We start from the raw sequence: 20707 nt of genomic DNA, 5'->3' as shown, positions 1-20707 counted from the left end.
GCCCTGACCCGCCCGACGGCCCCGTGCGGCGCGCTGAGGCCCGCCGGAACACGCCGCGCGGCCCGTACCCCGCCGTCCGGAGTACGGGCCGCGACGACCCTGCACAAGGGCCTGTACAGCGTGTCCACGGCCCCCCGCAGGACGTCCTGTTCGCCGTCCTGCTCGCCGGCGCCCTATTCGCCGTTCTCGTCCAGCCAGCCGAAGCTGCGCTCCACCGCCTTCCGCCACTGCGCGTACTCCCGCTCCCGGACCTCGCCCGGCATCCGCGGCGACCACTCCGCGTCCCGCTTCCAGTGCGCCCTCAGCTCGTCCAGGTCCTGCCACACGCCGGTGGCCAGTCCCGCCGCGTACGCCGCGCCCAGGCAGGTGGTCTCCGCGACCACCGGGCGGATCACCGGCACGCCCAGCACGTCCGCCTGGTGCTGCATCAGCAGATTGTTGGCGGTCATCCCGCCGTCCACCTTCAGCGTCGTGATCTGCACGCCGGAGTCCTGGTACATCGCGTCCACCACCTCGCGCGTCTGCCAGCTGGTCGCCTCCAGCACGGCACGTGCCAGGTGCGCCTTGGTGACGTAGCGGGTCAGGCCGGTGACCACACCGCGCGCGTCGGAGCGCCAGTACGGCGCGTACAGTCCGGAGAACGCCGGGACGATGTACGCACCGCCGTTGTCGTCCACGCTCGCCGCCAGCGTCTCGATCTCGTCGGCGGAGCTGATGATCCCCAGCTGGTCGCGGAACCACTGCACCAGCGCGCCGGTGATGGCGATCGACCCCTCCAGGCAGTACACCGGGGCCTCGCCGCCCAGCTGGTACCCCATCGTGGTCAGCAGCCCGCTCTTGGAGGGCACGGGCCGGTTGCCGGTGTTCAGCAGCAGGAACGATCCGGTGCCGTACGTGTTCTTGGCCTCGCCGACGCCGTAGCAGGTCTGGCCGAACACCGCGGCCTGCTGGTCGCCCAGCGCCGACGCCACCGGCACGCCCGCCAGCTGGCCGACGGCCGTGCCGTACACCTCCGCCGACGACCGGATCTCCGGCAGCATCGCCTCGGGGATGCCCATCGCCGAGAGGATCGCGGGGTCCCACTGAAGGGTGGCCAGGTTCATCAGCATCGTCCGGCCGGCGTTGGTCACGTCCGTGACGTGCACCCCACCGTCCGTGCCGCCGGTGAGGTTCCAGATCAGCCAGGAGTCGATGGTGCCGAACGCGATCTCGCCGGCCTCCGCGCGCGACCGCAGCCCCGGCACGTTCTCCAGCAGCCAGGCCGCCTTCGGCCCGGAGAAGTAGCTGGCCAGCGGCAGGCCCGTGGCCTCACGGAACCGGTCCTGGCCGTCCGCGCCACCCAGTTCGTTGCAGAGCGCCGCCGTCCTGGTGTCCTGCCAGACGATCGCGTTGTGCACGGGCTTGCCCGTCCTGCGGTCCCACAGGACCGTGGTCTCCCGCTGGTTGGTGATGCCGAGCGCGCTGAGCTGGTCGGCGCGCAGCCCGGCGCCCGCGAGCGCGCCCGCCACGACGGCCTGCACCTTGGACCAGATCTCGGTCGCGTCGTGCTCCACCCAGCCGGGCTTGGGGAAGATCTGCCGGTGCTCACGCTGGTCGACGGCGACGATCGCGCCGTCCTGGTCGAAGATGATGCAGCGGCTGGAGGTGGTGCCCTGGTCGATCGCGGCGACGTACTTCTGCGTACTGTCCGTGCTGTCCGTCATGGCGTCTCCTCAGTCGGATGACCGCAGTCGGCGAGCGGTGGTGCCCGCAGCGCAAGGCTGCGGGCGGAACGGCGCGGTCGGAAGGCCGCGCACGGAGGGAGTCATGATCATGACCCCGCACGCGGGTCAGAAGGCCGCGTTGTACACCAGGGCGGCGAGCACCGCGCCGATCAGCGGGCCCGCGACCGGCACCCACGCGTAACTCCAGTCGGACGTGCCCTTGTTCGGGATGGGCAGCAGCGCGTGCGCGATGCGGGGGCCGAGGTCACGGGCCGGGTTGATCGCGTACCCGGTGGGGCCACCGAGCGACAGACCGATGCCGACGACCAGCAGGGCGACGAGCAGCACGTTGATGCCGGAGCCGTAGACCCCGCCGTCCGTGCCGGGAATCGGGCCGATGCCGATGCCCTTGTTCTCACCGAAGAACAGGATGGGCAGCACCAGGCCGACGGTCGCGATGATCTCGGTGACGAGGTTCGCCACCGGCTTGCGGATCTCCGGTCCGGTGGAGAAGATCCCCAGCGTCGGCTGGGCCTTGTCCGCCTGCGAGTTGGCCGCGAACTGCGCGTAGTACACGCCCCAGGTCAGCGCCGCGCCGATGAGCGCCCCGATGAGCTGCGCCACCATGTACAGCGGCACCTTCGACCACGGCGTGCCGCCCGCGACGGCGGAGCCGAGGGTGACGGCCGGGTTGAGGTGGCCGCCGGACAGCGGTGCCGAGGTGTAGGCCCCGGCGAGCACGCCGAGGCCCCAGCCGAACGCGATGGCCACCCAGCCGGCCGACTTCGCCTTGGAGTAGTGCAGTGTGACGGCGGCGCAGACGCCCGCGCCGAAGAGAATCAGGATCGCCGTGCCGATGACTTCACCGACGAATATGTCCCCATTGGAATACATCTGCGGCTCCTTGGGCCCTTGCCCGGGGAACGGACCCCGGTCCTCCGTGCAGGGTGCGTACTTCTCCCATGGCCCGGCCACAGATTTCCGGACGCGCCAAGGCAGCCGTACGGGGCGGAGCGGACGGCCGTGTTGTCCCGCATCCCGCCCGGCCTCCGCGACGAGCGTGTCAGTACGGCAGGGCGCCGGTGGGGCACAGGAACGCGCGGCATCACCACGCGGTCGGGGGAAGCCTGCGTACGGCACGCCGACTGACACCGGAAGTGTTCACCGGCCGTGATGGGCCGTCAAGGAGATGGACGGCAACGACTGCCACCACTCAGTGCGCGGTGCTTATCACGCGCCCCTGCTGGGCCCTTGTTCGCTTGTGGGGCACCGGCGGACAGGTGACTGTGCCGCTCACCGGAAGACAAGTGGTCGTGTCGCTCACCGGCAGACACCTGGGGCTCGATCGCGTGGGCCTCCGGATGTCTGAGGCTCGACGGGGTGAGGTTCGGGGGCGTGAGGCTCGGGGCTGGCGGCGTATGCGGCGGCCGCCGGGCCGGGCGATGGGCTGAGTGTCCGGTCGGGTGTTGGGCCGGGCGCCGGACTGGGCGCCGGACTGGGCGCCGGACCGGGCGTCGGGCTGGGGGCCTGGCCTGGTGCTGGGCTCGGCGTCGGGCGGGGCATCCGGCCTCGGCGCACTTCGTGGTGGGCGGTACCGTGCCTGCGCAGCACCCAGCTCGCGCCGGCCAGCCCCTTCGCCGCCTTCTTGAGCGGGGCCAGCGCGGCGGCCGCTTCCGCGTGCCCGGTGACCGCGCCGGCCGGGCACACCACCGTCGCCAGCGACAGCGTTACAGGACGCCCGCCCGCCGACCACGGCACGTCCAGTACCGCCGCGGCGATCGCCTCCAGCCCCTCCGGATCGGTCAGTATCAGGAAGTCGTCGCCCCCGATGTGACCCACCCGGCAGGCCGCGTCGCCGCGCGCCGCCCGGTCCAGCGCCGTGCCCACCGCACGGATCAGCTCGTCCCCCGCCGCGAACCCGGCGCCATCGTTGACCTGCTTGAATCCGTCCACGTCCAGCCAGCTGACGGCGAAGGCCCGGCCCTGCGCGATCCGCCGGTCCACCTCCCCGTTGACCGCGTCGGAACCGGGCAGCCGGGTCAGCGGATTGAGCCGCGCGGCCTCCTCCACCCGGCTCTCCGCCAGCGCCCGCAGAATGTCCGCCAGATGCACCACCCCGATGCACCGCCCCCGCTCGTCCACCACCGCCACGTCGTCCCCCGTACGGGCCCGATCGCCGTCCGCGATGACGTCCAGCACCTCCCACGCGGTCGCGCCCGCGCCGACCGTACGCGGCCGGTCGCCCAGCCGCAGCGCCGGCCGGTCCGCGTACAGCGCGTGCCCGTACCGCCCGGACAGCGACAGCAGGAACCGGTCCCGGTCCACCGCCCGTACGGGAACGCCGTCCGCGTCCACCAACAGCACCCCGGAGACATCCGGCAGCCCCGTGAGCCGCCGCCGCACCTCCTCCGCCGACGCACTCACCGGCAACAACGCGGCCGGCTGCAGAAACTGCGCAACGGGCGGGCCATCTTGGCCACCGACGGGCATGGCGGGCGATGGGGCTGGGGCCGGGGTCTGGTCCTGGGCTGGGCTTGGCTCCGGCGCGGACGGGGCTTGGGCCGCGCTCCGCGATTCGGCGGACGGCGCCCCGCTCGACAGGGGGGTGGACAGGGCCTGGGCCGGGCTCGGCACGGGCGCCGACGGTACCCGTGCCGGCACGAAGACCTCGGCTGTGGGGCGACGCGCAGGCGGTGCGAAGAGGTGCCCCTGGGCGAGCTGCGCGCCGGCCCGCAGCACCGCCGCGTAACTCCGCTCGGTCTCCACCCCCTCCACCGCCAGCAGCCCGCCCAACTCGTCGCAGAGCTGCCGCACCATCCGCACCACCGCCGCGCGCCCCGGCCGGGCGTCCAGGTCCGTGCAGAGCGAGGCATCCAGCTTGATCACATCCGGCGCCAGGTCGCCCAACAGCCGCAGCGGAATGTCCCCGTCGCCCACCCCGTCCACGCAGATACGGAAGCCGTCGGCGCGCAGGCCCGCCACCGCCTCCAGCAGCGCGCGAGCCGGTACATGCGTGTACGGCCCGGTCAGATCCAGGGTGATCTCGCACGGCCGCCGCCCCACCGCACGCACCGCCGCGCGCAGCGCAGTCAGCTGCGGCACCTCCGCCGCGGTGGTGGCGAAGAGGTTCACCTGCAGCGGCAGCAGCGTCTCGCGCTGCGTGGCGTGCCGCACCGCGAGCGCGGCCAGTTCGACGTCGACGCCGGGGGAGCGGCGGGCCTGGGTGAGCACGTCCCCGTGCTCGGGGCGGGCGAGTATCTCCAGCGCGGCGACGGAACCGGTCGTGAGGTTCACGACGGGCTGGTAGGCGAATCGGAGCTGGTCCGTCCAGGCAGGCACGCGGACAGCATGCCTCCCTCCCGCCCCTCGCGCAGCAGGGTTCACGCGCTGTTCACGCACGCTTCGACCCCATCGCGAGAATGCGGCGACCGCCGGGCCACTACCGACGGCGGGCTGCGCCCAAGGGGCGGCACACACCGAAGCTCCGCGGGCGGCGACCGACGGGCCGGCGCCGGGGGCAGGCAGCGCCCGAAGGGCGCCCCGCGCCCGTGACGCGGCCCCCGCCGCCCCGGTACAGTCACCCGGCGCGATCAAGCCGCCCACCGGGGAGGAGACCGCATGGCCGAGGACAAAACGCCGGGCACGAGGCCCGCGCCGCCCGCAACGGCGGTGCGTCTGACCGCCCTCACCAAGGACTTCGGCACCGTACGCGCCGTCGACCACGCCGAACTCGCCATCCAGGAAGGCGAGTTCTTCTCCCTCCTCGGCCCCTCGGGATCGGGCAAGTCCACCCTCCTGCGCCTCATCGCCGGCTTCGAACGTCCCACCTCCGGCCGCGTCGAACTGGCCGGCCGCGACGTCACCGCCCTGCCCCCGCACCGCCGCGACGTGCACACCGTCTTCCAGGACTACGCCCTCTTCCCGCACATGACGGTCGAGCAGAACGTCGGCTACGCGCTGCGCGTAGCCGGCGTCCGCAAGGACGAACGCCGGGCCCGGGCACGCGAGGCGCTCGCCACCGTACGGCTCGAGGACTACGGCGCCCGGCGCCCGGCACAGCTCTCCGGCGGCCAACGGCAGCGCGTCGCGCTCGCCCGCGCCCTCGTCGACCGCCCCGGGCTGCTCCTCCTGGACGAGCCGCTCGGCGCCCTGGACCTCAAGCTCCGCCAGGAGATGCAGACCGAGCTCAAACAGATCCAGCGCACCACCGGCATCACCTTCCTCCTGGTCACTCACGACCAGGAGGAGGCGCTGACGATGAGCGACCGGCTCGCCGTACTCGACGGCGGCCGCATCGCGCAGACCGGTCCGCCCCAGGAGATCTACGACCGCCCGGCCACCGCCTTCGTCGCCGGATTCGTGGGCGTGACGAACCTGGTGCGCGGCGCGGCAGCACAGCGACTGACGGGCCGCCCGGGCACGTACAGCATCCGCCCCGAACGCATACGGATCACGCCACTCGACGAGTGGGACCGCGCCGGGACGGGGAGCCCGGGGGAGCGGTCGGTGACCGGCCGGATCACCGACATCGCGCACGCCGGCCCGCACACCCGTTTCCGCGTCCGGCTCGACGAGGGTGGCGACCGGCTGACCGTGCTCCGTCTGAACACCTCCGGGTCCGCCCTGCCGGCCCGCGCCGACACCCCTGTACGCCTCGCCTGGGACGCCGACGACGCGTATCCCGTACCGAGCTGAGGGCCCCCGCTGCCTCGGCGGGCCGACGCGCGGACCTGAAGTCCGGGCTCCGCCCGCCGACTTGACCCGATCGTGTCCCGACGCGCACTGGTGGAGCGCCGCCTTGATCCGGATACTGGCTCCGCTCGGAGCCTGTGTCTGACGCCGTGTGCGACGGGAGAGAACCGGATGCGCAACACGAACGTATGGAAGGCCGCCGCGGCGGCCACGGTCCTGCTGCTGGCCGTGGGGTGCGGCTCCGGGGGGAGCGGCGGAGGCGGCGACGACCGGGGCGGCGGCTTCCGCGCACCGGACGTCCCCATGAAGAAGACGCTCGGCAAGGGGGAGGGCCAGGTCAACATCATCGCCTGGGCCGGCTACGCCGAGGACGGCTCCAACGACCCGAATACCGACTGGGTCCACCCCTTCGAGAAGCAGACCGGCTGCAAGGTCAACACCAAGGTCGCGGGGACCTCCGACGAGATGGTCTCGCTGATGAAGACCGGTCAGTACGACACGGTCTCCGCCTCCGGCGACGCGACTCTTCGCCTGATCGCCTCCGGCGACGCCGCTCCCGTCAACACCAAGCTCGTCCCGAACTACAAGGACATCTTCGCGGGCCTCAAGAAGCAGCCGTTCAACTCCGTCGACGGGCAGATGTACGGCATCCCGCACGGCCGCGGCGCCAACCTCCTGATGTACCGCACCGACAAGGTCAAGCCGGCCCCCGACTCCTGGCGGGCCGTCTTCGAGGACGCCCCGAAGCACGCCGGCAAGGTCACCGCCTACGACTCGCCCATCTACATCGCCGACGCCGCGCTGTACCTGATGAAGACCGAGCCGCAGCTGGGCATCAAGAACCCCTACGCGCTGGATCAGAAGCAACTGGACGCCGCCGTCGCGCTCCTGAAGAAGCAGCACGGCAACATCGGGGAGTACTGGAGCGACTACCAGAAGGAAGTCACCGCCTTCAAGGGCGGCGACAGCGTCATCGGCACCACCTGGCAGGTCATCGCCAACCTCACCAAGGCCGAGAAGGCCCCGGTCAAGGCCGTCCTGCCCAAGGAGGGCGCCACCGGATGGTCGGACACCTGGATGGTCGCCGCCAAGGCCGAGCACCCCAACTGCGCCTACAAGTGGCTCGACTGGATCGTCTCGCCGAAGGTGAACGCCCAGGTCGCCGAGTACTTCGGCGAGGCTCCGGCGAACGCCGAGGCGTGCAAGGAGACGGCCGACCCCAAGCACTGCGCCACCTACCACGCCGATGACGAGAGCTACTACAAGCGCGTGCATTTCTGGACCACCCCCGTGAAGCAGTGCCTGGACGGCAGGACGAACGTGCAGTGCACCGACTACGCCCAGTGGACACGTGCCTGGACGGAGATCAAGGGCTGAGAGCGACCCGGTGACCTCGGTGCCTTCGACTTCGGATACGTCGGCTTCGGAGACTTCCGCCTCGAAGCCTTCAGGGCCTTCAGGGCCTTCAGGGCCTTCGGCGACTTCGGTGCCTGCGGGGACCTCCCGCACGGGAGCGCGACTGAGGCTGGCGGCGCTGCTCACGCCACCACTGCTGTGGCTGGGCCTCGCCTACCTCGGCTCGCTCGCCGTCCTGCTCCTGTCCGCCTTCTGGACCACCGACAGCTTCACCTCCGACGTCGTCCATATCTGGAACACCGACAACTTCCGCACCCTCCTCACCGATCCCGTCTACCGCACCATCACCTTGCGCACCCTCGGCGTCGCCGTCGCCGTCACCCTGATCGACGCCCTCCTCGCCCTGCCCATGGCCTTCTTCATGGCGCGGGTGGCGTCGGGGCGGTGGCGGCGCGCCCTGTTCGTGGCCGTGCTCATGCCCCTGTGGGCCGGCTACCTCGTCAAGGCGTACGCCTGGCGCGTCATGCTCGGCGAACACGGCCTGGTCAACGCGGTGCTCGCCCCGCTCGGCCTGACCGGCCCCGGCTACGGCCTGCCCGCCGCCGTCCTCGTCCTCGCCTACCTCTGGCTCCCCTACATGATCCTCCCCGTCTTCGCCGCCCTGGAGCGGCTGCCCACCCCGCACCTGGAGGCATCCGCCGACCTCGGCGCCGGCGCCTGGCGCACCCTGCGCCTCGTCGTCCTGCCCGCCGTGCGCCCCGCCCTGCTCGCCGGCTCCGTCTTCACCTTCTCCCTCAGCCTCGGCGACTACCTCACCGTCCAGATCGTCGGCGGCCGTACCCAGTTGTTGGGCAATGTCATCGCGTCACAGGTGACTCTCGACCTCCCGCTGGCCGCCGCGCTCTCGGCCGTACCGGTCGTGCTGGTCGTCTGCTACCTGGCGGCCGTACGGCGCGCGGGTGCGCTGGATTCACTGTGACCCCCCGTTCTCAGTGCTGTGACCCCGTACTCAGCGTGGTGACCTTGTACTCACAGTGACAACGGACCGCCGGACGCCCCGGTTCCCGCCTCCGAGGAGGATTTTGAGGTGCATCTGACCCGCACCGTCCGCGTCGTGCTCGGCGTGCTCATGGCCGCCGGGCTGGCGGTCGTCCACGTGCCCCTGCTCCTGGTCCTCCTCAACTCCTTCAACGCCGACCGCTCCTTCGCCTGGCCGCCCAGCGGGCTGACCGGCGAATGGTGGGTCCGTGCCGCACACAGCCAGGGCGTACGGGATGCCCTGTGGACCTCCCTGCAGGCCGGTCTGGCTGCCACCGCCATCGCGCTCGTCCTCGGCGTACTGGCCGCCTTCGCCGTTCACCGGCACCGCTTCTTCGGCCGGCAGACGGTCTCGTTCCTGGTCGTGCTGCCCATCGCGCTGCCGGGCATCGTCACCGGCATCGCGCTCAACGCGGCCTTCCGCACCGTCCTGGACCCGTTCGGCATCGGCTTCGGCCTGTTCACCGTGATCGTCGGCCACACGACCTTCTGCGTCGTCATCGTCTTCAACAACGTCGCCGCCCGGCTGCGCCGCATCGCGCCCTCGCTCGCCGAGGCATCCGCCGACCTGGGCGCCCGCCCCGCCCAGACCTTCCGCCACGTCACGCTGCCCGCGCTGCGCTCGGCCCTCTTCGCGGGCGCTCTGCTCGCCTTCGCACTCTCCTTCGACGAGATCGTGGTCACCACGTTCACCGCGGGACCGGGCACGAAGACGCTGCCCATCTGGATCTACGAGAACCTGGCCCGCCCGAACCAGGCCCCCGTCATCAACGTCGTCGCCGCCCTGCTCATCGCCCTGTCGGTGATACCGGTGTACGTGGCCCAGCGACTGTCGTCGGACTCGGCCGGCGGGCGGCTCTGACCCCGGCAGGAAGGCGGCAGGGACGGCCTACTGGGCGTTCTCCGCGAGCCACTTGCGGGCGATCTCGTCCAGCTCGGCGTCCCGGCCCGCCAGCATCATGCGGATCATCTGCGCGTCACCGCGCAGCGACCAGGCCGGGTGCCCGAAGGTGGCCGGGTTGTTGCCCTCGATGAGGAAGTGCGCGGGCCAGGCCGTCCCGTAACCGATCAGCGGCAGTCCGAGCAGCAGCTTCCGGCGCCGTCGTATCAGCCCGTACGCCGAGACCGCGAGCCCGGTGAGCGTGCCCGTCAGGTGCACCCACCGGGTCGCGGCCTTGGAGTGCATCGCGACGTAGTACGGCCAGAAGTCCTCGTAGGTGGCGAATTCCCGTGTCGTCATGGGCGCACCGTAGCCCGGTGCGCGACGGCTGTCAGTGGCGTCCGCAGTTGTCAGTGGAGTCCGCGATGGTCAGTGGCGTCCGGCGAGCGACTTCCGCGCGACGGGGAAGTCGAAGTAGGTGTCGGGGAACGTCTCCGGCTGGAAGGTGAAGTGCCACCACTCGTTCTCGTAGTTCACAAAACCTGTCTTCTCCAGCCCCTCCTTCAGAAGCAGCCGGTTCTTCCGCTGCTCTCCCTTGATGCGCGGGTCGAGGGTGTGCGCCAAGGTGTCGAAGCAGTCGAAACCGGTGCCCATGTCGAGCGAGTTGTCGGGGAACCGCTCGTCCTGCGGGCCATAGCAGGGCTGCAGGGGTTCACCGGGCACGTACGGGCGGGTCGGCGGCGCCGGCAGCTTCGCCAGGGTCAGGTCCACCGTGCTGCCCCGGCTGTGCCCGGACTTCTCCGCGATGTACCCGTCCTCGAAGAGCGTCGACTTGTCGACCTGTGGATAGAACTCACCCTTCATGCGCTGGTCGTCCAGGTCCTTCGCCCATTCCACGAAGTGGTTCACCGCCCGCTGCGGCCGGTAGCAGTCGTACACCTTCAGCGTGTAGCCCTCCTTGAGGAAGGACATCTGCGCACGGTGCAGTGCCTCCGCCGCGTCCCGCGTCAGGAGACACATCGGCTTCTGGTAACCGGTGACCGGTACGCCCATGAAGTTGTGCGGCGTGTAGTACCGGATCTCCTGCCGGATCGTCGGATCCATATCCCGCAGTGCCACGAACTCCTTGGGCGCCTTCGGGTCCTTGGCCTCCTTCGCCGGCACGGCCGGTGCGGAGGACGGCGTTCCGTGCGGCTGCTGGGCCTCGGCCCCCGAGGGCAGGGCGGCGACGGAGACCAGGGTGGCGGCGGTGACGGCGAGGCCGCGCAGCGCGGCAGCAAGTCTTGGCATGCCCATCGTCTACCAGGCCCGGCCCGGCCGGCGGAAGACCACCACGCGCGGCCGACGGCGTTGGGTCCCGCCCGAACACCGCGTCAGCGCGCCACCAGCTCCACTACCGCCAGCCGCCCCGCCGGATGGACCCCGCTCACCTCCAGCCCCGCCCGCGCGGCCAGCGCCGTCAGGTCAGTGATGCCCCGCTCGCGGCCGCCGAAGTACACCAGCATCCGCAGGTCCATCCCCGTACTGACCGCTTCGCCACCCGCGCCGAACTTCTCCACCACCAGCACCTTGCCCGTACTGCCCGCCGCCCGCGCGCAGCTCCGCAGGATCGCCACCGCCGCCTCGTCGTCCCAGTCGTGGAGCACGGCGCACAGCAGATAGCCGCCCGCACCGGACGGCAGCCCTCCGAAGAAGTCGCCGCTCACCGCGTCCCCACGGTCCGCGACCCCGGCCGCCGCGAGGGTGGCCCGCGCGGCCCGCGCCGTCACCGGCTGGTCGAACACCGTGCCCCGCAACCCCGGATGGGCCCTCAGCAGGGCGGCGAGCATCGTGCCGTCGCCCCCACCGACGTCCACCAGCCGCCCGAGCCCGGCCCAGTCGTACACCGGCAGCACGGCCTCGGCCCACGACGTCACGTCGGCCGCCATCTGCGCGTCGTAGTCGGCGGTCCGCGCCGGGTCCGTCCGAAGGTCGGCCCAGAAGTCCCGCCCGTACCGCTCCGGGAATGCCGCCGCACCCGTCCGTACGGAGTGCGGCAGCTCGACGGCAGCGAGGTCGGCCCGCCCGATCGCGGTCCCGGTGTCCAGCATCCGGCGCAGCCCACCGGGATGCCCGTCCCGCAGCTCCTCACCAGTCGCGGTGAGCTCGTACTCGGTCTTGTCGCGTTCCCCGTCCGCACCGGACCCGGCTTCTCACCCCCCGGCCTCAGGCCCCCCCGGCCTCAGCTCCCCGCCTCGGACCCGCCTCCGCGGATCCGCACCCTGTACTCAACGGGCTCCCCGTCCGCCCGGCTCACCACCACGCGTCCCGCCTCCCACCGCGACTCCATCCGTTCAACGCGCGGGCGCTCCCAACCGTCCCCGGAATCCGGCACGACGATTCCGCCGCCCTTGCGCCCCGGAGCCGGTGCCCAGACCTCCAGCTCGATACCGCCGTCCGCGCCCGCCACCGGCAGCACCGCACCCGCCCGTGCCAGCACCGGAATCCGCGCGAGCGGCGCCTCGACCACCACCTGCCCCGGCCCGTCGTACGCCTCGCCGGTCGCCGTGTCGTGCCACCGCCCGCGCGGCAGCCGCACGGCCCGCCGCCGCGTCCCCGCCTCCAGCACCGGCGCCACCAGCAGCGCGTCACCCAGCAGGAACGCGTCCTCGCAGTCGCGCAGCGCCCGGTCGCGCGGTGCGCCCCACCACAGCGGGCGCACATACGGAGCGCCGGTCAGCCGGGCCAGGTGGCCCAGCGTGTACACGTAGGGGAGCAGCCGCTCGCGTTCGAGAGCCGCCGCACGCGCGTGCTCCAGTACCTCGTCCCCGAACTCCCACGGCTCCCGGCGCCCCGCGTCGTGCGCACAGTGCGTACGGAACAGCGGCAGGTAAGCGCCCAGCTGGAACCACCGCAGGTACAGCTCGCCCGACGGCACCTCCGAATAGCCCCCGATGTCCGGGCCGCTGTACGGAACGCCGCACAGCCCCAGGCCCAGCACCAGCGACAAGGAGGCCCGCAGTCCCGGCCATCCGGTTGCCACGTCCCCCGACCACGTGCCCCCGTAGCGCTGCAGTCCGGCCCACCCGGAGCGCGAGAAGAGGAACGGCCGCTCATCGGGGCGCAGTTCGCACAGCCCCTCGTAGCCGGCGCGTGCCATCGCCAGCCCGTACACGTTGTGCGCCTCCCGGTGGTCCCCGCCCCGGCCCTCCAGGGCGTGCCGCGCGGACCGGGGGAGCGTCGGGTCCCCGAACGCCACGAAGGAGGACGGCTCGTTCATGTCGTGCCACACGCCCGCGAACCCCTGCGCCAGCCGCTCCGTGTACAGCCCGCCCCACCACTTGCGCACCCGGGCGTCCGTGAAGTCGGGGAAGACCGCCTCGCCCGGCCACACCGCGCCCCGCGCCTCGCGCCCGCACGCCTCCCGTACGAACGCGTCGGCCGCCGCCCCGCTCTCGTACACCGCGTTCCCCGGCTCCACCTTCACCCCGGGATCAACGATCGACACCAGCCGCACCCCCTCCTGGCGCAGCTCCGAGGCGAGCCCCGGCAGGTCGGGGAAGCGGGTGCGGTCCACCGTGAACACCCGGTGGCCGTCGAAGTGGTCGATGTCCAGGTGGAGCGCCGTCAGCGGCACACCGCGCGCACGGTAGCCGGCAGCCACCCGCCGCACCTCCGCGGCATCACCGAACCCGAACCGGGCGTGCTGGTGCCCGAGTGCCCAGCGGGGCGGCAGCGCGGGCGCGCCCGTGAGCGACGCCCACCCGTGCAGTACCCGGGCCGGCGTCCCCGTCAGCACCCAGTAGCGCAGCGGACCACCGTCCATCCGGAGCTCGCAGGAACCGGCCCTGTCGTGCCCCGAACCCCGGCCCTCCTCACCCTCGTGCAGCGTGACCCGCCCGTCCCAGGAGTTGTCGTGGAAGACCAGATGCGTACCCGCGTCCGCGACCACCAGCTGCACCGGCATGGTCAGCGACAGCGGGTCATCACCCGGCCCGAACGCGCCCCCGGGGTCGGTGTTCCACAGCCGGTACGTGCCGTCTCGCAGCCGCGGCCCGTTGGCACGGCCGCCCAGCCCGAAGAACCGCGCGTCCGCCGCCACCTCGGAGCGCTGCACCCACCGCGACTCCCCGTACGTCCCGACCCGCGCGCCTTCTTCAGACGCAGCTCCCTCGTCCGGACCGCCCCCGGACGCAGCATCGCGCCCCGATGCGCCCTCCGGTACGCGGTCCCACCACCGTGGCGGCAGCTCCCGACGCAGCACCACCCCGCCCGGCGTACGGATCTCCACCGCGCCGTACCGCGACACCGCGACCGTCACGCGCTCCGACACCACACGCCAGCCGCCCTCGGTGTCCGGCTCCAGCTCCGCCCGGCCGTCCGCCTCAGGGCCCATCCCCACCAGCGCGTACGACGGCTCCGGCACTGCCCCGTCCCAGCCGCAGAACACCGCGCCGCCCGCCGTCACCCGAATGCGCAGCGAAGACCGCGCGAACTGCACCACTCCGCCACCGGGCTCCGGCTCCGCCCCCACCGCCGTACCCGGTACGCGTGCCCGCTCCGCACCCCGTGGTGAGAGCCCGGCCGCGTCCGCCCGCCTCCGGCGCAGCGCCGACCGCACCGACAACCACCCCTGTACGGCGCCCACCGCCCTGACCATCCGTGCCGACCGCACCAGATCCCGCCCGTCCATACCGTCAGCCTGCCACCGACACACGCCGATGAAGGCATCGTTCAGACTCCGTTTACCTGCGTTGACCTGCTGTGTCCGTAAAAGAGACACCGCACTACGGGAGCAGCGGCCCGCCTTCGGACACGCCCTTCACACCGTGGTCGCGCCACATACCCCTCCCCCCGAATGTGGGGTGCCCACCCTGGTGCGGAAGTCGATCACGTGGCATCGTCCTGACCAGTCGTGTCCTGCGCACCCTACGGACGCGTCGGACACCGCCGGCCCGGGACGGCCGACGGCACCGCCCACCGCAGCGCACGGACCGGCACACCAACCGTGTACAGCCCGGGAGCCGCATGATGACCACCGCACCGCAGCCCGCACCCCACCCGGAGCCCCTGTGGCAGCCCGGCGCGGACCGTATCGCCGGAGCACAGGTCACCCGCTTCCAGGAGTGGGCCGCCACCCACCACGGAGCGCCCGCCGCCACCCCCGGTGACCCCGCCGCGAGCTACGCCGCACTGCACCGCTGGTCCGTCGAAGAGCTGAGCACCTTCTGGCGCGCCACCGCCGAATGGTTCGACGTCCGCTTCAGCACCCCGTACGACACCGTGCTCGCCGACGCCACGATGCCCGGCGCCCGCTGGTTCCCCGGCGCCACCCTCAACTACGCCGAGCACGCCCTGCGCGCCGGCGAGGACCCCGCCAGGGCCGCCGACCCCGCCCTCCTGCACGTCGACGAGAGCCACGAACCCACCCCCGTCACCTGGGCCGAACTCCGCGCCCAGGTCGGCTCCCTGGCTGCCGAACTCCGCCGCCTCGGCGTCCGCCCCGGCGACCGCGTCAGCGGCTACGTACCCAACATCCCGCAGGCCGTCGTCGCCCTCCTGGCCTCCGCCGCCGTCGGCGCCGTCTGGACCTCCTGCGCCCCCGACTTCGGCGCCCGCAGCGTCCTGGACCGCTTCCAGCAGGTCGAGCCGGCCGTCCTGTTCACCGTCGACGGCTATCGCTACGGCGGCAAGGAACATGACCGCCGCGCCACAGTGGCCGAGCTGCGCGCCGAACTCCCCAGCCTCACCGCCGTCGTGCACATCCCGCTCCTCGGTACCGAAGCCCCCGAAGGCGCACTCCACTGGGACGACATCGCCTCCCGAGACGAAGAGCTGCTCTTCGAGCAGGTGCCGTTCGACCACCCCCTGTGGGTCCTGTACTCCTCCGGCACCACCGGCCTCCCCAAGGCCATCATCCAGTCCCAGGGCGGCATCCTCCTCGAACACCTCAAGCAGGCCGGCCTCCACTGCGACCTAGGCCCCGAGGACCGCTTCTTCTGGTACACCTCCACCGGCTGGATGATGTGGAACTTCCTCGCCGCCGGCCTCCTCGTGGGCGCCACGATCGTCCTGTACGACGGCAGCCCCGGCTTCCCCGACACCGGCGCCCAGTGGGGCATCGCCGAACGCACCGGCGCCACCCTCTTCGGCACCTCCGCCGCGTACGTCATGGCCTGCGCCAAGGCCGGCGTCCACCCCGGACGCGACTACGACCTCTCCCGCGTCAAGTGCGTGGCCACCACCGGCTCCCCACTGCCCCCCGACGGCTTCCGCTGGCTGCACGACGAAGTCGCCGAGGACCTCTGGATCGCCTCCGTCAGCGGCGGCACCGACGTCTGCAGCTGCTTCGCCGGCGCCGTACCCACCCTCCCGGTGTACATCGGCGAACTCCAGGCACCCTGCCTCGCCACCGACGTCCAGGCATGGGACCCCCAGGGCAAGCCCCTCACCGACGAGGTCGGCGAGCTCGTCGTCACCAACCCGCTGCCCTCCATGCCGATCCGCTTCTGGAACGACCCCGACGGCAGCCGCTATCGGGAGAGCTACTTCGAGATGTACCCCGGCGTCTGGCGGCACGGTGACTGGATCACCCGCACCGCACGCGGCACCGTCGTCATCCACGGCCGCTCCGACTCCACCCTCAACCGCCAGGGCGTCCGCATGGGCTCCGCCGACATCTACGAGGCCGTCGAACGCCTCCCCGAAATCCGCGAATCCCTCGTCATCGGCCTCGAACTCCCCGACGGCGGCTACTGGATGCCGCTCTTCGTCCACCTCGCCGAAGGCGCCGTCCTCGACGACGACCTGCGCGGCCGGATCAAGCAGACCATCCGCACCCAGCTCTCGCCGCGCCACGTCCCCGACGACATCATCGAAGCCCCCGGTGTACCGCACACCCTCACCGGCAAGCGCATCGAAGTCCCGGTCAAGCGCCTCCTCCAGGGCACCCCGCTGGAAAAGGCCGTCAACCCCGGCTCCGTCGACAACCTCGAACTTCTCCGGTTCTACGAGCGGATCGCCGCCGACCGCGCCAAGTGATCAAGAGCCGCCGGAAATGCCTGGTCACAGGCGATTCCGGCGGCTCACGCACGCCATTGTCAGACCCCTCGCTTACGCTCAGTGAGCAATGAGTCGCCAGCGATGACGACACACGAGCCCGGGCCGGCCGGCCCGCGCCCGCTCACCAGCAGCACCAAGGGGGAAATCATGACCAGCACCGCACGCCGCACCCGGCCCGGCACCGAGCCCGCCGCCGGACACCACCGCACCACCCGCCGCGCCCGCGGACCCGCAGGCCACGCCCGCCGCCGCACCGCTGCCGCCCGGCGCCGGCAGAGCCGCGAAATCCCCGGCACCCTCGCCGTCCTGCCGACACCGGACGACCTCGCGGCCATGAGCCGCTACCGCACCTTCCCCTTCACCGGCCAGGACCACCCCGGCTACCTCCGCCGGCTCGACGGCCTGCTCCGCACCCTCGCAGCCCAGGGCCGGCACACCACCCTCACCCTCTTCGACCCCGGCGAATACGCCACCTACTGCACCGACAACGGTCTGCACCCCGACCGACCCGAAAGCCGCGCCCGCTACACCACCGAAATGGCCGCGGCCGGCGCCACCGTCCCGTACACCGGACGACGCCTCACCGACACCCTGCCCGCACTCCTCGACGAAGCCGACCGCCAGGACACCTGGGACCGCGCCGGCGCCCTCCTCGCCACCGCAGGCCGCTGCCCCGCCTGCGACGGCGACACCGCCCACGACGCCTTCGAAAACGCCTCCCAGGCCATGCTCCGACTCCTCGACGCCCTGGGCCCCGGCAGACACCACCTCGTCTGCAGCGTCCCCGCCGGCGACGGCAGCCCGCTGCTCGCCGCGCTGCACGCCACGGCGCACCCCGACGGCCGACTCCACCTGGCCGAAGCGGAAGCACTGATCTTCTGCACGGTGCTCGCCGCCGGCATCGCCCTGCGCCGCCCGGGCGGCGTCGTCGCCCGCACCCTCGACGACGAGCACGGCGACGAGGTACGCGGCTGGTCCCTGCACGGCACCTGGCTGCGCGCCCTCACCGCCGCCGAGGTCTTCTCCGCGTACTGCACCGACGCCAGGACCGGCGACCCCGTCTCACCCGAGCCGGGCGTCGACTACCTCCCCGGCATCGCCGTGCCGCAGCCCGCATACCCCCACCAGCACTGCGGAGACACATAACAGTCGGGCGGGCAGCCCGCCCGAAACGCCGATGGCCGCCCCGCCACAAGGGCGGGACGGCCATCGGAACACGGCATCACCACACGGCACTGCGCCGTCAAGGAGAAGAACCTGCGGTCACTCCCCGGAGAGCACCGCCTGCGCCGCCAGACGGGCCTCCTCGGCAGTGTCCGCCGCACGCGCCGCCGACGCGGCACGCTCGCACTGCGCCAGCGTGTGCTTCGCCAGCGTCGCGCGCACGTAAGGAAGCGACGCCGCACCCATGGAAAGGCTGGTGACACCCAGGCCCGTCAACACACACGCGAGCAGCGGGTCGGAAGCCGCCTCGCCGCACACACCACAGCTCTTGCCCTCGGCCTTGGCGGCCTCGGCCGAGATCGCCACCAGGTCGAGCAGCGCGGGCTGCCACGGGTCCTGCAGCCGGGACACCGCACCGACCTGACGGTCGGCGGCGAAGGTGTACTGCGCCAGGTCATTGGTGCCCAGCGACAGGAACTCCACCTCCTGCAGGATCGAACGCGCCCGCAGTGCGGCGGACGGAATCTCCACCATCGCACCGAACTTCGCCTGCAGCCCCGCCTCACGGCACGCGTCGGCGAACGCCTTCGCGTCCGTACGGTCCGCCACCATCGGCGCCATGACCTCGAGGTAGACCGGCAGCCCCTCCGCAGCCTTGGCCAGCGCGGTGAGCTGGGTCCGCAGCACGTCGGGGTGGTCGAGCAGGGTACGCAGACCCCGCACGCCCAGCGCCGGGTTCGGCTCGTCCGACGGCGTCAGGAAGTCCAGCGGCTTGTCCGCGCCCGCGTCCAGCACGCGCACGACCACCCGGCCCTCGGGGAACGCCTCCAGCACCTGGCGGTACGTCTCGACCTGCTTCTCCTCCGACGGCGCGTTCTTGCTGTCGTCGAGGAACAGGAACTCCGTACGGAACAGCCCGACACCCTCGGCACCGGCCTCGACCGCCGCCGGAACGTCCGCCGGACCGCCGACGTTCGCCAGCAGCGGCACCTTGTGACCGTCGGACGTCGCGCCCGGCCCGGTAGCGGCGGCCAGCGCGGCCTTCCGCTCCGCGGCCGCCCGCTCCATCTCCGCGCGCTTCTCGTCGCTCGGGTTCACGAAGATCTCCCCGGTGGAGCCGTCCACGGCCACCACCGTGCCCTCGACCAGCTCGTGCGCACCCGGCAGCGCGACCACGGCCGGCACGCCCAGCGCCCGCGCCAGAATCGCGCTGTGGCTGGTCGGCCCGCCCTCCTCGGTCACGAAGCCGAGCACCAGCGACGGGTCCAGCAGCGCCGTGTCGGCCGGCGCGAGGTCCCGAGCGATCAGCACGTAGGGCTCGTCGCTGTCCGGCACACCCGGCATGGGCACGCCCAGCAGCCGCGCGACGATCCGGTTCCGCACGTCGTCCAGGTCCGCGACCCGGCCCGCCAGGTACTCCCCGGCACCGGCCAGCAGTGCCCGGTAGGCGGCGAACGCGTCGTACACACCGCGCTCGGCCGTGCTGCCCACCGCGATCCGGCGGTCGACGTCGGCCATCAGCTCGGGGTCCTGGGCCATCATGGCCTGGGCCTCCAGCACCGCCTGCGCCTCACCGCCCGCGAGGTTGCCGCGGGCGATCAGGTCAGCGGCCACGGCTTCCACGGCCTGGCGGGCGCGCCCCTGCTCGCGCTCCGCTTCCTCGGCGGGGATCTGCTTGGCCGGCGGTTCCAGCACCGCCGTCCCCATGTGCCGCACCTCGCCTATGGCGACACCGTGGCTCACGCCGACGCCTCGCAGCGTTGTCTCCATTGCACCCGTCTCCGTGTGATGCGACGGTCATTGCCGTCGCGTTGAACTGTCGTACGTGCGGCCCGGTGGGGCCGCTCGGTACACGCTGCCGTCCGCGCGCGCCACGCGCGCGTGCCCTACGGAACGGCGCCGCGCATCACTGCCAGCTGAAGAGCTGGTCTCCGGCCTTTACATCGCCGTCCTCGCGCACGTCACCGAGCGCGTCGGCGGTGGCCTCCAGGGCGACGACGGGGCAGACCGGCGACTTGCCGGCCTCCTCGACGGCGGCGGGGTTCCACCGGACGACGCCCTGACCGCGCGTCACGGTGTCCCCCTTGTTGACGAGCAGCTCGAAGCCCTCGCCGTTGAGCTGAACGGTGTCGATGCCGAGGTGCGTCAGCACTCCGTGCCCGGCGCTGTCGACGACGACGAACGCGTGCGGGTGCAGAGAAACGACGACGCCTTCCACGGGCGCGAGTGCCACGGAAGGCTCACGCTCCGGGTCGATCGCGGTACCGGGCCCCACCATCGCGCCGGAGAAGACGGGGTCAGGAACTGCACTGAGCCCGATGGCGCGTCCGGCGAGCGGGGACGTCACGGTGGTCATGGGAAGCCTCCCAGGGGTGGAGATCTATCAGGTCGCCGTCACTACCTGTCCCGGACGGCGCACCGGTCAGAGCGTAAGTCATAAGAAGTGGACACTCCGCATGAGAGACGCGAGGCGCGATCACGCGTGTGAAGGGGTACCGCTGGACGCTGCCCTTCCCCCGATTTGCCTCGCCCCAACCCCGCCTGTACTGTCTAACACCTGCCCCGGAAACGAGGCCGCAGTCACTGCGGTCCAGGACCGGGACAGCACCCCATCAGAGTCCTGATCCGAGAATCTCGGTCAATTCTGTATGCCTGCATTGCTTTGCAATGCGTGCAATGGCTACGGAAAAGAGCGCGGTTCGAAAGGCCAGAAAGACCTGATAGAGTGTGAAACACCGAAGGGAAGCGCCCGGAGGGCCCGGTGAAACGGGACCAAAGGAAGCGTCCGTTCCTTGAGAACTCAACAGCGTGCCAAAAGTCAACGCCAGATATG

Annotated in this window: 16 protein-coding genes; 6 read left to right on the top strand and 10 right to left on the bottom strand. The window is 71.9% G+C overall.

Annotated elements, in window-relative coordinates:
- Nucleotides 1-173 precede the first annotated feature (173 nt).
- From glpK to IF04_RS35445, 3 genes are all read right to left on the bottom strand, one after another.
- The gene (gene glpK / locus IF04_RS0103395) at nt 174-1703 is read right to left on the bottom strand and encodes a glycerol kinase GlpK (protein ID WP_030250580.1); all 1530 of its coding nucleotides are present in this window, start codon (nt 1701-1703) and stop codon (nt 174-176) included.
- 126 nt (nt 1704-1829) lie between these two features.
- The gene (locus IF04_RS0103390; RefSeq protein ID WP_030250578.1) at nt 1830-2597 is read right to left on the bottom strand and encodes an MIP/aquaporin family protein; all 768 of its coding nucleotides are present in this window, start codon (nt 2595-2597) and stop codon (nt 1830-1832) included.
- A 426-nt stretch (nt 2598-3023) separates the two neighbouring features.
- Nucleotides 3024-5042 (bottom strand): bifunctional diguanylate cyclase/phosphodiesterase, encoded by a 2019-nt coding sequence (locus tag IF04_RS35445; RefSeq protein ID WP_169746106.1) that lies wholly within the window; start codon nt 5040-5042, stop codon nt 3024-3026.
- 279 nt (nt 5043-5321) lie between these two features.
- Here IF04_RS35445 and IF04_RS0103375 point away from each other — a divergent pair, with 279 nt between their 5' ends.
- The 4 genes from IF04_RS0103375 (at nt 5322) to IF04_RS0103360 (ending at nt 9651) form a co-directional block, all read left to right on the top strand.
- Nucleotides 5322-6398, top strand: coding sequence for an ABC transporter ATP-binding protein (locus IF04_RS0103375; RefSeq protein WP_030250577.1), 1077 nt, complete (start codon nt 5322-5324; stop codon nt 6396-6398).
- A gap of 168 nt (nt 6399-6566) precedes the next feature.
- Nucleotides 6567-7772 carry an ABC transporter substrate-binding protein gene (locus IF04_RS0103370; protein WP_030250574.1) on the top strand — a complete coding sequence of 402 codons (1206 nt, stop codon included), beginning with the start codon at nt 6567-6569 and terminating at the stop codon, nt 7770-7772.
- A 109-nt stretch (nt 7773-7881) separates the two neighbouring features.
- Nucleotides 7882-8730 carry an ABC transporter permease gene (locus IF04_RS0103365; RefSeq protein WP_030250572.1) on the top strand — a complete coding sequence of 283 codons (849 nt, stop codon included), beginning with the start codon at nt 7882-7884 and terminating at the stop codon, nt 8728-8730.
- Between the two features lie 108 nt (nt 8731-8838).
- On the top strand, nt 8839-9651 hold the full coding sequence (locus IF04_RS0103360; RefSeq protein WP_030250569.1) for an ABC transporter permease: 813 nt from the start codon (nt 8839-8841) through the stop codon (nt 9649-9651).
- Nucleotides 9652-9678: 27 nt separating this feature from the next.
- Here the strand turns inward: IF04_RS0103360 and IF04_RS0103355 are convergent, their stop codons facing one another.
- From IF04_RS0103355 to IF04_RS0103340, 4 genes are all read right to left on the bottom strand, one after another.
- Nucleotides 9679-10029, bottom strand: a complete 351-nt coding sequence (locus IF04_RS0103355; protein WP_030250566.1) for an Mpo1-like protein — start codon at nt 10027-10029, stop codon at nt 9679-9681.
- A gap of 69 nt (nt 10030-10098) precedes the next feature.
- Nucleotides 10099-10959 carry a M15 family metallopeptidase gene (locus tag IF04_RS0103350; RefSeq protein WP_030250563.1) on the bottom strand — a complete coding sequence of 287 codons (861 nt, stop codon included), beginning with the start codon at nt 10957-10959 and terminating at the stop codon, nt 10099-10101.
- 83 nt (nt 10960-11042) lie between these two features.
- A complete protein-coding gene (locus IF04_RS0103345; protein ID WP_078599795.1) occupies nt 11043-11759 on the bottom strand; it encodes a methyltransferase in 717 nt (238 codons plus the stop codon).
- A 131-nt stretch (nt 11760-11890) separates the two neighbouring features.
- Complete coding sequence (locus IF04_RS0103340; protein ID WP_030250556.1) at nt 11891-14341, bottom strand: glycoside hydrolase family 31 protein; 2451 nt, start codon at nt 14339-14341, stop codon at nt 11891-11893.
- A 338-nt stretch (nt 14342-14679) separates the two neighbouring features.
- On the opposite strand from IF04_RS0103340, the gene IF04_RS0103335 reads away from it, so the two are divergent.
- Complete coding sequence (locus IF04_RS0103335) at nt 14680-16689, top strand: acetoacetate--CoA ligase (RefSeq protein WP_030250553.1); 2010 nt, start codon at nt 14680-14682, stop codon at nt 16687-16689.
- 168 nt (nt 16690-16857) lie between these two features.
- Nucleotides 16858-17856: a hypothetical protein gene (locus tag IF04_RS0103330; RefSeq protein ID WP_245654260.1), complete on the top strand. Its 999-nt coding sequence runs from the start codon at nt 16858-16860 to the stop codon at nt 17854-17856.
- 117 nt (nt 17857-17973) lie between these two features.
- Here the strand turns inward: IF04_RS0103330 and ptsP are convergent, their stop codons facing one another.
- The 3 genes from ptsP to IF04_RS39235 form a co-directional block, all read right to left on the bottom strand.
- On the bottom strand, nt 17974-19644 hold the full coding sequence (gene ptsP / locus IF04_RS0103325; protein ID WP_030250547.1) for a phosphoenolpyruvate--protein phosphotransferase: 1671 nt from the start codon (nt 19642-19644) through the stop codon (nt 17974-17976).
- 136 nt (nt 19645-19780) lie between these two features.
- The gene (locus IF04_RS0103320) at nt 19781-20230 is read right to left on the bottom strand and encodes a PTS sugar transporter subunit IIA (protein WP_030250544.1); all 450 of its coding nucleotides are present in this window, start codon (nt 20228-20230) and stop codon (nt 19781-19783) included.
- A gap of 256 nt (nt 20231-20486) precedes the next feature.
- Nucleotides 20487-20707 (bottom strand): hypothetical protein (locus IF04_RS39235; RefSeq protein WP_211259764.1); only part of this gene is annotated, 221 nt, incomplete at its 5' end.

It is taken from the genome of Streptomyces violens (assembly GCF_000717745.1).
Taxonomy (GTDB): domain Bacteria; phylum Actinomycetota; class Actinomycetes; order Streptomycetales; family Streptomycetaceae; genus Streptomyces; species Streptomyces violens.
The sequence above is the reverse complement of the archived record's forward strand: the minus strand, read 5'-3'. Positions and strand labels throughout refer to the sequence as shown.